The following is a 13,864-nucleotide window of genomic DNA, read 5'->3' on the forward strand; positions in this document are numbered from 1 at the left end:
ATCTCTATCTTTTACACTTTAATATTATGGCACTTAAAATCCGTCTCCAACGTCATGGCGCAAGCCACCGCCCTTTCTACCGCATGGTCGTCACCGAAGCTTTGGCTCGTCGTGATGGTCGTTTTGTCGAAGTTCTCGGCACTTACGAGCCACAGGCTAAGCGCCCTGAGGATGAGCTGAATGTAAAGCTCGACCGCGTTGATTACTGGAAGTCGGTCGGTGCTAAGCCTACTGACACAGCTGCAAGCTTGATCCGCAAGGCTCGTCGCGAAGCACCTGCTGAAGCTGAAACTGCTGAAGCGTAGTTTATTTTTCAACTCGCCCGTCTCGGCGCTGGCAGCGTGCGCACTTGCGACGTTGTCGCAGTCTAGGCCAGCTCTCTGATGCATCTTGAGTTTGACATTTTAACCCTCTTTCCAGAAATGGTAGAGGGTTTTTTTGCGTCCAGTATGCTGGCACGTGGGCAGCGAAATGGCCTGATCGATATCCGCACGCATCAACTTCGCGATTGGACGACCGACAAACATAACAAGACTGACGAGCTTCCATATGGTGGTGGAGCTGGTATGGTGATGAAGCCGGAGCCCATTTTTGCGGCTGTTGAGCAATTGCGCAAACCGCAGACTAAAGTCGTCTACATGGCGCCCGATGGTGTGCCGCTCAGCAGTCAGTTGGCGCGTGAACTGGTGAAGGAAGAGCATCTAATCATATTGAGCGGCCACTACGAAGGGGTGGATCAGCGGGTGCGCGACGAACTCGTCGACCTTGAGGTGAGTATAGGTGATTATGTGCTGACCAATGGCACCTTGGCCGCCGCAGTGGTGATTGACTGCGTGAGTCGATTTATCCCAGGATTTTTAGGTGACGAAAAATCCTTGACGGAGGAATCTTTCATGAGCACTTTGCTCGGCTTTCCTCAATATACGCGTCCGGCGGACTTCCGTGGGATGCGTGTTCCAGAGGTTCTCCTCTCTGGGGATCATGCGGCGATTGCGAAATGGCGGCACGAGCAACAGATAGAAAAAACGCGGCAACTACGCCCCGACCTTTTAGACACATAACTTTTATACAACAAACCGGAGTATTCCCATGAGCCAAGCAATCCTCGAAGACATCACAAAAGATCAACTCACCGACGACCGCGCCGACTTTAAAGTAGGCGATGGCGTTCGCGTTCACCTTAAGGTTAAAGAAGGTGATAAAACACGTATCCAGATTTTTGCTGGTATCGTCATCTCTCGCAAGGGCGGTGGCATCCAAGAGGCATTTACAGTGCGTCGTATTGCATCTGGTGTGGGTGTGGAGAAGGTTTTCCCTGTGCACAGCCCAACAATCGAAAAGATCGAGATCGACCGCGAGTCTGTCACTATGCGCGCACGCATGTATTATATGCGCGACCGTATCGGTAAGGCTGCGAATCTTGTTAAAGAAAAGCGTTTGGTTGAAGCTGGCCGTCGCTAAGCCTTTGGCAGGTCTTGAGTAGACCTTTAATCAGCAGTTCTATCTTATTATTTCTTAGGCCGCCCTTGTCCGGGGCGGCCTTTTTTATGATTGTGCGGCTACTGTGCTTTCGCAGTCTGATTTAAAAACACATATAAGGTGCCCCCACATGCAATCGGACGACGACTTTCAAACGACGCTTTCTAAATGGCCATTCATCCTCGGCGATGTGCTTCTGGTCGCCACTGCTCTGGCGATTGCGATCCTTGGCGATTGGCAACTGACCAATTTGCAAGTCGCTTCGTGCGTGATTGCGGTGGCCTTGGGGTGCAGCTTGTTTGTATTGCCTTATATTGTCGAGTATCAGGTGCGTGTGCGTGAAGAGGCCGAAGATCGTTCGGCGGATCTGAGAATTATGCAGCGGCATATTTTGGCTGCGGATGAGCAGTTGGATGCGCTCGGAGCACATTTCAAATCGTTAGAGCAGAGCGTTGAGCAGTTGGCACAGGACAAGCCTGATTTGACCGCGCCGCTAGAAGCATTGGAAAGTCAATTGCAGCCGTTGCAAAGTCAGCAGGCCTCGCATGCAAATCAACTGGGTGCCTTGGGCGCGCGTATCGATACCGTCGGGGATTTATTGCAAGCCCTTGAAACGCAGCTCGCTCCGCTACAGCAGCAACAAGACACGTTGACGACTCAGCTGGCTTCTTTGACTCCGCAACTAGACTCTGTGGTTCAATCCCAAGCAGCGAAGGCGGATATGGAGATGCTCCAAGCGCTACGCATGGATGTGGAGACACTGCAGGCGCAATCTGTGGTAATTTCGGCGCAGCTCGACGAATTGTCCAAGTCCCCGAGTGATGCCAATTCGATTGTGGAGCCCCCAGTTGAGGCCGAGATGGGGCAGCCTGAAGAATCGAGGCTCAAGAAGGTGCGCTCTTCGCGGACACGTCGCAGTCTAGAGCCCCGTTTATTAAAGCGAGCGATTGAGCTAAAACAGGATAAATCGTCCCAGGCGGTAAGCCGCATTATCGAATCCAAGTCAGGACGACCGTTGGATAGCGTTGATGTCGAATTGGAGGCGCCAGATTCGTCAACGCCGGATTCGCCAGTTGTCGAAACGCCAGTCGATGAGTCGCCCATGTCTGACCCGCCTCAACTTGATGCGTTGGCGACAGACGACGAACCGGTTGAATCAGCAACGGCGGCTGAACTCATTCCAATGGCTGAGGCCGCATCCAAGAGTGAAGCAACGCAAGCCGATGATTTGTTTGGAGAGGCGGCCCTAGCAGAGTCGAGCAAGCGCAAGCGTGCCAAGCGCGGGGATACCGTTGTGATTGCATCTGTATTTATAGGAATTGGAAACAAGCCCTTTGTGCGCGGTAACGGGCCCGGTCTCAGTTGGGAGACTGGAGTCGCGATGGAGTTCGAAGAAATCGGCAAATGGCGCTGGTCGCCTTCCGTGGACTTGGAGCAAGCCATTGAAATTCAAATCTATCGCAACGATGAAGATCCCGATAAAACCGGCAAGTATACCCTAGAGCCTGGCCAAGCATTGGAAGTTGCACCGCAATTTTAGCTGTATTCGCAATGGAATCAGATATTGCCCGTTCTGCTTTTGATGCTTTTAATATTTCTAATTCATGAGTGATCTAAACACAGCTGGCCCCGTTGATTTTAAAGCAATATTCGAAGCCGCTCCAGATGCAGTAGTTGTCCACGACTTAAACAATTGCGTGCTTTTCTGGAATCAAGCCGCTGAAGAGCTCTATGGCTGGAGCGCCGAAGAAATTCATGGGCGTCCAATCACGCGCATTTTGTATTTAGATCGCAACGAGCGCGAAGAGGCCATGACGGTCTTAAAAAATGGAGGCATGTGGCAGCGTGAGCTTCGTCAGCTTGACCGTAACGGTGATGAATATTTAGTGTTAGTACGCCAACATCTGCAGCGCTGTGTGGATGGTCTGCCACAAGCTATCGTATCGTTTAACACGGATGTGACGGAGCAGCGTAAATTGGCCGATGCCCAAGAGCGCGCTCACCATGTGCGGTCTTCCAGCATCTTAGCGGGAGGCGTGGCGCACGAGTTAAACAATGCACTAGCACCGATCATGTTGTCCTCTGCCATGTTGCGACGTTCCGTGGAGGGAGAAAAGGCGCAGAGTATGGTCAGTATGATCGAAAAGTGTGCCACTAAGGGGGCGGCATTGATTGCTGATTTGCTCGCTTTTGAGCGTGGTAAAGGAGGAGGCAACGAAATTATCCGTGTCACTCAGATAAAGCGTGGTATCTTGCGCGCTTGCGAGGAATTGGTGGGTGAGAGCATTAAGTTACAGGTCAACATCAACGAAGACCTCTGGGAGTGTCGTGGAGAGCTGAGTGAAATATGCAGTGTTTTTCAATATGTGATTCAAAATGCCTGTGAGGCCATGCCAGATGGCGGTGAGTTGACCATCGACGTGCAAAATCGTCTCTATGACGAAAACTTCGAGAATCTGGCTCCCGAAGCCAAAGCAGGCGCATACATCAGTTTCGTATTTACCGATACCGGCACAGGCATTGCTCCCGAAGCCTTAGCCCATGTAGCCGAACCCTTTTTCACAACAAAGGCACCGACGCAAGGTTTTGGCTTTGGACTCTCGAATACACAGGCGACAATCAAAGGGCATAAGGGGTTTATGGTGATTGAAAGCCGCTGTGGAGTGGGCACCTCTGTGAGTATATTTCTTCCCGCAGATGCAGATTCGGCATTAAAAGTAGATCACGTAGAGCCATATCGCGATCCCAAGAGTGGGGAGGGAGAGTTGGTGCTCGTGGCCGACGATGAAATGTTTGTCAGAGAGACTATCAAGCGGACGCTAGAAGATCGTGGTTACCAAGTAATCGCGGCGCAGGATGGCACTGAAGCGCTTGCAATTTATTCGAGTCGCCTCCAAGACATCGACATGGTCGTGACCAATATTGAGATGCCTTATATGGATGGTCCTGCGCTCTGTCGTGCCTTAAAAAAGCTGAATCCCGAGGTCAAAATCCTAGTTTCCAGCGGACACAAGCAAGCAGAGCGCGTGCAAGCGATCCAGTCTTGTGGGGTGAAAGAATTTCTAGCCAAGCCCTACACCGCCGATAGTTTAGCGGATCGAGTCTATAGCATACTAGCCGGGGAGTCCTCGCAGCCCGCCTAATCCAGCATCCGATTCAAATATTTACCCAATCATTCGCAGAATCTAAAATTAAAGTAAAATTAAGGGCCTGTCCCTGATTTTAGCGCTTTACAGTGTGTGAGTTTGAGATATGGTCATTTTTATGAGAGCGAAACGCCTGAAAGTTTATGGTATGGATGCGAGTTATCACTGTATGACTCGCACGGTGAATGGGGAGCATCTGCTGGGGGATCGGGAGAAGGAGGTTTTGCGTAAGATGATCTGGCAGGTGGCTGACTTTTGCGGTGTTCAGGTGCTGACGTATTGTGTGATGTCGAATCACTTTCACGTGTTGGTTGAGGTTCCAGAGGTGACTGTGGTGACTGATTCGGAGTTGCTGCGCCGCTATCAGGTGCTTTATCCGAAACCGACGAAATATCAGGAGGCTTCGATTAAAGTGCTGGAAGCTGAGCTGGCCGCTGGAGGGGAGGAGGCGGAAGCTGTTCGGCGACGTCTCTTGGCTCGAATGGGCGATGTCTCGGAGTTTATGAAGACGCTGAAACAGCGCTTTACCATTTGGTTTAACCACTCACATAAGCGCTTTGGTCCTCTCTGGGCAGATCGTTTTAAGTCGGTACTGGTCGAGGGGGAGGGCTATCCTTTGAAAACGATGGCTGCCTATATTGATTTGAATCCTGTGCGGGCAGGCCTGGTGGATGACCCTAAGGATTATCGTTTCTGTGGCTATGCGGAAGCAGTCATTGGTCGGGAGGCTGCGGGGTATGGTTTGTTGCGTATCTGGACGGATCGTATCGGCTCGCAGCAATCTGTCGCGAATGCTTTGCAGGCACACCGCACGCTTATTTTCGGTAAAGGTGGTGATCCGATGCAGGTAAAAGGTCAGGTCATGGATCGTAATCAGGTGAGTCAGGTGATTGAAGAGCAGGATGGGGTGTTGCCTCGGGCTGCGGTGTTGCGGTGCCGAATTCGCTATTTTACTGATGGAGCGATTCTGGGATCTGCCGAATATGTGCGTGGCTTTGTTGACTCCGTGCAAGTGGAACGTAAACGAAGGCACCCTCCTAAAGTGAATCCACTTAGAGGTGCGGCTTGGGGGGATGTGACTGTGCTGCAAAGTTTGAGACGAAGAGTGTTTTCATAATCTTTGCCTCCTGTAGCTTCTGAATTTTCGCTTGATCGTGGGGCTGCTACTCGGCTCCGGCCTCGCGCCAAAGTTGTTCTATTAGAGCGCTGTCGATTCCGTCGGTGGTCACCGCGGTGCCGATCTCTGTCATGGTGACGAAGCGTAAGCGTCCACTGCGGTTTTTCTTATCGCGTTGCATTGCGTCCATTAAGTCGCTGATTTTGAGCGCTTGGTTGAGCCGCGTGGGTAAGTGAAATTGTTGGATTACGCGATCTGCGCGTCGAATGTCGCTGTGAGGCATCTGTCCTAGCACGACAGATAACTGAGTTGCTAGACTGAGGCCGATCCCGACGGCTTCACCGTGTAAATATTGGCCATAGCCGGCTACGTTTTCGATGGCATGAGCAAAGGTGTGCCCAAGGTTTAGTAGTGCACGGCCGCCGGAGGAGGCGGTTTCTTTTTCGTCATCGGCGACGACTTGGGCCTTGATTGCACAACAACGGCGAACAATTGCGGCGAGTTCGGGGGAGTTGGCATCGAGGCCATCCAGTGCCACGAGGTCGTTGAATAGTTCGAGATCGGCTAGCATCCCGTATTTTATGACTTCACCCATGCCCGCAGCGAATTCCCGTGCTGGTAGAGTCTGTAGCAGTGCGGTATCTATATAGACTGCTTTGGGCTGCCAGAATGCGCCGACTAGGTTCTTGCCTTCGGGTAAGTTGATTCCGGTTTTTCCACCCACGGAGCTGTCGACCATGGAGAGTAGGGTGGTGGGGATCTGGTAAAAATCTATTCCGCGTAGATAACTGGCAGCGACATAGCCTGTTAGGTCGCCGATCACGCCACCTCCGAAAGCGAAGAGTGCACAGTCTCGATTGGCTGCGGCATCTGCCAGAAAACTTAGGCTTTGACTGAAAAAATCGATGGATTTTGTCGTCTCCCCCGCTGGTAGAGAAAGGATTTCTGTATCCTCGAAACCGGCTTGTGCTAGATAGCTCGGGTGGGCATGCAATACGCGGGCATCGCTGATCACGCGTACGCTGCGGCCGGCGGCACGCAGGGATTCGATCTCGGCTTTCAGTGCTTCAGGCACCTGGCTGAAGTGAATGGGATAGCTGCGCTCGGCGAGCTGGACTTGGAGTGCTTGCGTCTGCATCGGCGGAATTATTTCAGTTTTGAGGTGGTGTCGCGTTGGCTGTGAATCAAGTGCGTCTAGAGGGGCTTGATGCTGATTTTCTAGACTATCTGTAGTTGGGTTTCCAACTTATTCATCTGTAATCCCAAAGATTGCATTGGAGTAATTTTCTGCGGAGAAGGGCTGTAAGTCATCGGGTTGCTCTCCGAGGCCGACAAAGTAAATCGGTAATTTTAATTCTCGATAGATACCGACGAGTGCGCCGCCACGGCTAGTGCCGTCGAGTTTGGTGATGATTAGACCAGTCAGTGGGAAGCTCTTATGGAAGACGCGTGCTTGTTCGATTGAGTTGGAGCCGAGGCTGCCGTCGACGACTAGCCAGCTGTGATGGGGCGCTGTGGGCTCTTGTTTCTGGATGACGCGGTGCATCTTTTCCAGTTCCTTCATTAAATTCCCCTTTGTGTGCAGACGTCCAGCGGTGTCGAGAATGACGATGTCGCGTGAGCGGCTTTTCGCGGCATCGAGCGCGTCGAAGGCCACGGCTGCGGAGTCTGCACCGTGTTGGCTGGCTACGATATCGATGTTTAGACGATCGGCCCAGTGCTTGATTTGCTCATTGGCGGCCGCACGGAAGGTGTCGCAGGCTCCGAGCAAGATGCTGTACCCCTCATTCTGATAGAGGTGCGCCAGCTTGGCTGAGGTGGTGGTTTTACCAGAGCCATTAACGCCGACTAGACAAATAATTTCTGGCGTATGTTGGCCGACTTGGACTCGGCCCTCGGCGCCTTTGAGTACTCGTGCGAGCACGGTGGCACCGATCTTGGCCGCATCTTCGCCACGCATCTCTTTGTCGGCTTTGTAGGCTGCCTTGATTTCTTCTATTATTTCTTCGACGGTTTCGTGCCCGAAGTCGGCGGTGTAAAGAGCTTCTTCGAGTTGCTCGAGTGCAGCATCGTCCAGCTTGCCGGCAGAAAAAATGCCGTTGAACGCTTTTTGAAAGGTGGGCGTCTGGCGCTTTAGGCCGTCTTTGAACTTTTTAAAGAGTCCGCGCATAATATCTTTTGAACTTAGTCGGCCGCGCTGCGAAGCGGGCGGTCGATCTTGTTTTTCATTTGATCGAGAATGCCGTTGATGAAGCGTTTGGAATCTGGGTTTGAATAGATCTTACCTAGCTCGATGGCTTCATTGATGCTGACAATTGGTGGGATGTCGCGACGCTGTAGCAATTCGTAGATGGCTAGTCGTAGAATGGAGAGATCGACTTTGGCGATTCGGTCGAAGGTCCAGTTGGCAGCATGGACTTTGATGTGCTCATCGACAGACTCGACGTGTTCGATCACGCCATGGATGAGTTCTTCGGCAAAGGCATAATACTCGCGTTCATGATCTTTCGTTTCAAGAAAGATACGGAGCGCGTCATGTAATTGCTCTGGCTTGTTGAGTTCCCATTGATAGAGAAATTGCACCGCACACATGCGGTTTTCGCGGCGCTGTGAGGCGCGTTTGACTGGTTTTACTTCGTCGTCCATTTTTTTGTAAATAATGCCATTTCCAAGGCAGCTTGGGCAAATTCTTTGCCACGGTTGATTTCTTCGCCCGCTCGGGCTTCGGCTTGGGCTAAATTGTTGACCACTAGGATGCCATTCATGACTGGCAGCTGCTGGGCGATACTGATATCAAGCAGGGCGGTGGCTGTGCTGTTACCAATGATCTCGTGATGGTTGGTATCGCCTGCGATGACGACTCCGATGCAAATAATGGCGTCGAAGTGGGAGTGTTGAGCCAGAGTGGATGCGGCAAATGGGAGTTCGGCAGCTCCGGGGACTCGCTCGATGACTGGGCGCTCGGCGCCCGAAGCCTCAATTGTGGCGCAGGCATGCTGCACTAGCGAATCGACCAGCGCTTCATTATAGCGCGAGGCAATGATGGCGATGCGTAGACCGCTACCGTCTATTTCCTGTATACTGGGTGTATCGAGACTCATAAGGAAGTTCACTAAGAACGTCGAACGTCGAACATACAACGCCGAACTTCGAACAATCAGGCACCCCACCGATTTCTAATATTCGATATTGGAAGTTGGAAGTTCGGTGTTCAACGTTCTCCTGTATGTTTACATTGATCAAAGAAGACGGTCAGGCACGGCGCGGAGTTCTCAAGACTCGGCATGGTGATATCCAGACTCCTATTTTCATGCCCGTGGGCACACAAGCTACGGTTAAGGGGATGACGCCCGCCCAGATTGAAGAGGTGGGAGCACAAATTATTTTAGGGAACACGTATCACCTCAATATTCGCCCTGGCTCGGATCTAGTGCATGAGATGGGGGGACTGCATCAATTTATGAATTGGAAGAAGCCGATTCTGACCGATAGTGGCGGTTTTCAGGTTTTCAGCCTTTCGAAGCTTCGTAAAATCACTGAAAAAGGGATTGAATTCCGCTCGCACTTGGATGGTCGTAAGCTTTTTTTGGGGCCGCAAAATTGTTACGAAATTCAGAAGAATCTCGATACGGACATTGCGATGGTGCTCGACGAGTGTCCGCCGTATCCCTGCGAGCGAGACGAGTGTGAGAGCGCCGTTGCACGCACAATCCGCTGGGCCGGGGAGTTTTTAGAACATGCGACCAGGGATGGTTTCATTGAGAGCGGGCACCACGTTTTTGGCATTATCCAAGGCTCGATTTACGATGATCTTCGCCAGCATTGTGGTCAGGCGTTGGCTGAGATGGATTTTCCGGGGTATGCGATAGGGGGCGTGAGTGTTGGTGAGCCGGAAGAAGAAATGATTCGCCAGGTGGCTGCCACGGCACCTGTGATGCCAAAGGGGAAGCCCCGCTACGTAATGGGCGTGGGGACGCCGCCGCAGTTATTAAAAATGGTGGGATTGGGAATGGATATGTTTGATTGTGTGATGCCAACACGGCTAGCGCGTCATGCGTCCGTGTTCACTCCGCATGGAGTGCTGAACCTTAAAAATGAACGTTTTAAGCATGATCCTAATCCTATCATGGAGGCGGATAATTATACCTGCCAAAACTTCAGTCGCGCTTATTTGCGTCACTTGATTATGGCGAAGGAGTTGTTGGCGCACACTTTACTTTCCATACATAATACGCACTTTTTTCTGGATTTAATGGCGCAAGCGCGGGCGCACATCGAGGCAGGTGATTATGCCGCCTGGAGCGCTGCGTGGATCGAGCGCTATAACGCGGGGAATCAGTAGTCCGAAGTCAGTGCCATCATTAACCGCGTCTCCGATCTTTAAAAATGGGTGATCGGGTACTTTATCAGTCACTTGGCTACTAGGAATTGGATTAATTTCGCCTATTAGTTGTGCTAAACTCGCTCGTTCTTGTATTAGATATTCTTTACTATTTGGGGCTCTATCTTTAGGGTTTCTTATCGTGAAAGAAAAAAAGAACCCTTCCTCTGTGAGTATGTTGGATGCGAACGAAGCGGTGGCCTCAGTGGCTTATCGCGCGTCAGAAGTCATTGCGATTTATCCAATTACCCCCTCGACGAGTATGGCTGAAGTCTGTGACGAATGGTCCTCAGCAAAGCGTCCCAATATTTGGTCTGATGTGCCTGAAGTGGTGCAGCTTCAATCTGAAGGTGGCGTCGCTGGCGCTATTCATGGATCGCTGCAGGCGGGTGCGTTGTGCACCACCTTTACTTCTTCGCAGGGATTACTGTTGATGATCCCCAATATGTATAAGATCGCGGGTGAGTTGACACCTTTCTGCATGCACGTCGCTGCGCGGGCCCTAGCCACGCATGGGCTTTCGATTTTTGGAGATCACTCGGATGTGATGGCTTGTCGTCAGACCGGCTTTGCTATGTTGGCCTCGAATACAGTGCAGGAGGCGCAAGACCTTGCGCTGATTTCGCATGCGGCTACTTTAAAATGTCGGGTGCCGTTTATGCATTTCTTCGATGGCTTTCGCACCTCGCATGAAATTAATAAGATCGAGTTGTTGGACGATTCGATTATCGAAGCGATGATTGATACTGCAGCGATCTCGCGCATTCGCGAAAACAGCCTCTCGCCCGATCATCCGACGATTCGTGGCACGGCTCAAAATCCTGATGTTTTCTTTCAAGCCCGCGAGGCGGCTAATCCGTTTTATGATGCCTGTGCCGATGTGGTGGAAGCGGAGATGAATAAATTCGCGGAGTTAACTGGGCGTCAATACTCGCTCTACGAGTATGAAGGGGCTGAGGACGCGGAAGAGTTGATCGTGATCATGGGCTCTGGCGCTGAAACCGCAGCCGAGACGGCCGCATATTTGAACGCGCAAGGTCGCAAGACCGGTGTGCTTAAGATTCGTCTTTACCGGCCGCTTGACTTGAAGCGCTTAGTCGCGGCGATGCCTAAGTCTGTGCGGCACATTGCGGTGCTCGACCGTTGTAAAGAGTCGGGTGCACTCGGTGAGCCATTGTTAGTCGAAATGATGGCATGCATTGAAGAGGCGCGTCAGGTTGGGCTCTTGCCAGATTCGTTCTGTCCGACTGTGATTGGTGGGCGTTATGGTTTGGGCTCGAAGGACTTTACACCGGCGATGGTCAAAGCGATCTTTGATGAGTTGCTGAGTGAGTCCGCTAAGCGTCGTTTCACTGTGGGCATCGTGGATGATGTGACGGGGCTTTCGCTGCAGGTGGATGACGCCTTCGATTTGGAAAAGAGCGAAGTGATACGTGCTGTCTTTTTCGGTCTCGGCTCGGACGGCACGGTGGGTGCCAATAAGAATAGCGTGAAGATCATCGGAGAAGGCACGCCTAATTTCGCGCAAGGTTATTTCGTATACGATTCCAAGAAGTCCGGTGCGGTGACTATATCGCACCTACGTTTTGGTCCTGAAGTGATTCGTGCGCCGTATTTGATCAAGAACGCAAGTTTTGTTGGTTGCCACCAAGCGCAGTTTTTAGATCAGTACGATGTGCTGGAATATGCGGCGCCGAAGGGTGTGTTCTTGCTCAATTCGATTTATCCTGCGGATACCGTGTGGGCACATTTGCCGCGGCCCGTGCAAGAAGCGGTGATCGAAAAGCAGTTACAGTTTTACGTGATCGATGCGTATCAAGTCGCCCGAGCTGCAGGCATGGGAGGGCGCATCAATACGATCATGCAAACTTGTTTCTTTGCGATCTCGGGAGTGCTGCCTAAGGATGAAGCGATTGCTAAAATTAAAGAAGCGATCGAAAAGACTTACGGTAAAAAAGGTCCCGAAATCGTGCAAAAGAATTTTGCGGCGGTGGATCAAACTTTGGCTGCGCTACAACAAGTTTCCGTTCCAGCAACTGTCAGCTCTACCATTGAGTTGCCACCAGTGGTGCCAGCCGAAGCGCCGGATTTTGTGCAACGTGTGACTTCGGTGATGTTGCAAAATAAAGGCGATGCCCTGCCTGTCAGCGTGTTTCGTCCTGATGGGGTGTGGGATGTCGGTACCAGTCAATGGGAGAAACGTAATATTGCACAGGAAATTCCCATTTGGGATCCCTCCGTTTGTATCCAGTGTAATAAGTGTGTGCAGGCCTGTCCGCATGCCGCCATTCGTTCGAATTTCTACGACGCTGATGCGCTCGAAGGCGCGCCTGATTGCTTCCGTTCGACCGACTTCCGCGTGCGTGATTTTGTTGATAAGAAGTTTACCATCCAAGTGGCACCGGAAGATTGCACCGGTTGTTCGCTCTGTGTGGCAGTCTGTCCTGCCAAGAACAAGAGCAATCCCCGTGAGAAGGCGATCAATATGCGGATGCAAAATCCCTTGTTGGAGGACGAGCGTGCGAACTACAAGTTTTTCCTGGATCTGCCTAAGCCGGATCGCACCAGCTTGAAGGAGGACGTGAAATTCACTCAATTCAAGGAACCGCTCTTTGAATTCTCCGGGGCTTGTGCTGGATGTGGTGAAACTCCCTATCTGAAGATGCTGACGCAGATTTGTGGTGACCGTTTATTAATGGCCAATGCCACTGGGTGTTCCTCCATTTATGGGGGCAACCTGCCGACCACTCCTTACACATGTAACGATGATGGCCGTGGCCCCGCATGGGCGAACTCACTGTTCGAGGATAATGCAGAATTTGGTCTGGGTATGCGGGTCGCCGTGGATAAGCAGGTCGTTATTGCGCAAAACTTGCTGCGTGGCTTGAGCTCCAGCTTGGATGTCGAACTGGTCGATGCCATCCTAAGTGCGGATCAATCCACCGAAGCAGGCATTGCCGATCAACGTGCTCGTGTGGCCCAGCTCAAGGTTCAACTCGAATCACTGAATGAGCCTAAGGCCAAGCGCTTGCTGGATGTCGCGGACTACCTGGTTGAAAAATCGGTTTGGATTATTGGTGGTGATGGCTGGGCCTACGATATCGGTTTTGGTGGTGTGGATCATGTGCTCGCTTCCGGGCGCAATGTAAATATCATGGTGCTCGACACTGAGGTCTATTCCAACACCGGTGGCCAAGCCAGTAAGTCCACCCCGATTGGTGCGATTGCAAAATTTGCCGCTTCCGGAAAGGTCACTGGCAAGAAGGATTTGGGATTGATCGCAATGAATTATGGTAACGTGTATGTCGCACGGATTGCCATTGGCGCGAAAGATACCCAAACGGTCAATGCCATCTATGAAGCCATGCGCCATCCCGGGCCTTCGTTGATCATCGCTTACAGTCACTGTATTGCACACGGCTATAATTTGGCCAGTGGCTTCGAGCAGCAAAAACTGGCTGTCGACAGTGGTGCCTGGCCGCTGTACCGTTACGATCCCGCACGTCATGCACAAGGGGAGAATCCGCTCAAGCTCGATTCGCGTAAGCCGAAGCAACCGCTCTATGCATATACAGATAACGAAGCTCGCTTCCGGATGCTGAAAATGAAAGATCCTGCTCGTGCGAAGGAACTGGGGCAAGCGGCTCAAGCCTTCGTTGATGAACGTTTCGAACTCTATGATCGTCTCTCAAAGCCCTTTGAAACGGCTGACGAAGACGCAGAATAATCCCCGCCGAACCC

At 51.7% G+C, this 13,864-nt stretch carries 12 protein-coding genes; 8 read left to right on the forward strand and 4 right to left on the reverse strand.

Annotated elements, in window-relative coordinates; translation table 11 throughout:
- Positions 1-26: 26 nt before the first annotated feature.
- The 6 genes from rpsP to SH580_RS19475 all read left to right on the forward strand — a co-directional run bounded on the left by rpsP (position 27) and on the right by SH580_RS19475 (position 5,742).
- Positions 27-305: a 30S ribosomal protein S16 gene (gene rpsP, locus SH580_RS19450; RefSeq protein ID WP_319832476.1), complete on the forward strand. Its 279-nt coding sequence runs from the start codon at positions 27-29 to the stop codon at positions 303-305.
- A gap of 78 nt (positions 306-383) precedes the next feature.
- Positions 384-1,061: a tRNA (guanosine(37)-N1)-methyltransferase TrmD gene (gene trmD / locus SH580_RS19455; protein ID WP_319832477.1), complete on the forward strand. Its 678-nt coding sequence runs from the start codon at positions 384-386 to the stop codon at positions 1,059-1,061.
- Positions 1,062-1,089: 28 nt separating this feature from the next.
- Positions 1,090-1,461 carry a 50S ribosomal protein L19 gene (rplS, locus tag SH580_RS19460; protein ID WP_319832478.1) on the forward strand — a complete coding sequence of 124 codons (372 nt, stop codon included), beginning with the start codon at positions 1,090-1,092 and terminating at the stop codon, positions 1,459-1,461.
- A 148-nt stretch (positions 1,462-1,609) separates the two neighbouring features.
- Positions 1,610-3,019 (forward strand): hypothetical protein, encoded by a 1,410-nt coding sequence (locus SH580_RS19465; protein ID WP_319832479.1) that lies wholly within the window; start codon positions 1,610-1,612, stop codon positions 3,017-3,019.
- Between the two features lie 64 nt (positions 3,020-3,083).
- Entirely contained in the window at positions 3,084-4,622 is a 1,539-nt protein-coding gene (locus SH580_RS19470) for a hybrid sensor histidine kinase/response regulator (protein ID WP_319832480.1), read from the forward strand.
- A 121-nt stretch (positions 4,623-4,743) separates the two neighbouring features.
- A complete protein-coding gene (locus SH580_RS19475) occupies positions 4,744-5,742 on the forward strand; it encodes a transposase (protein ID WP_319832481.1) in 999 nt (332 codons plus the stop codon).
- Between the two features lie 46 nt (positions 5,743-5,788).
- On the opposite strand, the gene aroB is transcribed toward SH580_RS19475, so the two are convergent.
- The 4 genes from aroB to ribH all read right to left on the reverse strand — a co-directional run bounded on the left by aroB (position 5,789) and on the right by ribH (position 8,843).
- The gene (gene aroB, locus SH580_RS19480; RefSeq protein WP_319832482.1) at positions 5,789-6,880 is read right to left on the reverse strand and encodes a 3-dehydroquinate synthase; all 1,092 of its coding nucleotides are present in this window, start codon (positions 6,878-6,880) and stop codon (positions 5,789-5,791) included.
- Positions 6,881-6,988: 108 nt separating this feature from the next.
- A complete protein-coding gene (gene ftsY, locus SH580_RS19485) occupies positions 6,989-7,912 on the reverse strand; it encodes a signal recognition particle-docking protein FtsY (RefSeq protein WP_319832483.1) in 924 nt (307 codons plus the stop codon).
- Between the two features lie 14 nt (positions 7,913-7,926).
- Positions 7,927-8,388, reverse strand: a complete 462-nt coding sequence (gene nusB / locus SH580_RS19490; protein WP_319832484.1) for a transcription antitermination factor NusB — start codon at positions 8,386-8,388, stop codon at positions 7,927-7,929.
- Complete coding sequence (ribH, locus tag SH580_RS19495) at positions 8,373-8,843, reverse strand: 6,7-dimethyl-8-ribityllumazine synthase (protein ID WP_319832485.1); 471 nt, start codon at positions 8,841-8,843, stop codon at positions 8,373-8,375. Before ribH ends, nusB begins: the two co-directional genes overlap by 16 nt.
- 125 nt (positions 8,844-8,968) lie before the next feature.
- Between ribH and tgt the strand changes: the two genes are divergently transcribed.
- Both tgt and nifJ read left to right on the forward strand, forming a co-directional pair.
- Complete coding sequence (tgt, locus tag SH580_RS19500; protein WP_319832486.1) at positions 8,969-10,084, forward strand: tRNA guanosine(34) transglycosylase Tgt; 1,116 nt, start codon at positions 8,969-8,971, stop codon at positions 10,082-10,084.
- 214 nt (positions 10,085-10,298) lie between these two features.
- On the forward strand, positions 10,299-13,850 hold the full coding sequence (gene nifJ / locus SH580_RS19505; protein WP_345786231.1) for a pyruvate:ferredoxin (flavodoxin) oxidoreductase: 3,552 nt from the start codon (positions 10,299-10,301) through the stop codon (positions 13,848-13,850).
- Positions 13,851-13,864: the final 14 nt, after the last annotated feature.

The organism is Coraliomargarita algicola (genome assembly GCF_033878955.1).
GTDB classification, from domain to species: domain Bacteria; phylum Verrucomicrobiota; class Verrucomicrobiia; order Opitutales; family Coraliomargaritaceae; genus Thalassobacterium; species Thalassobacterium algicola.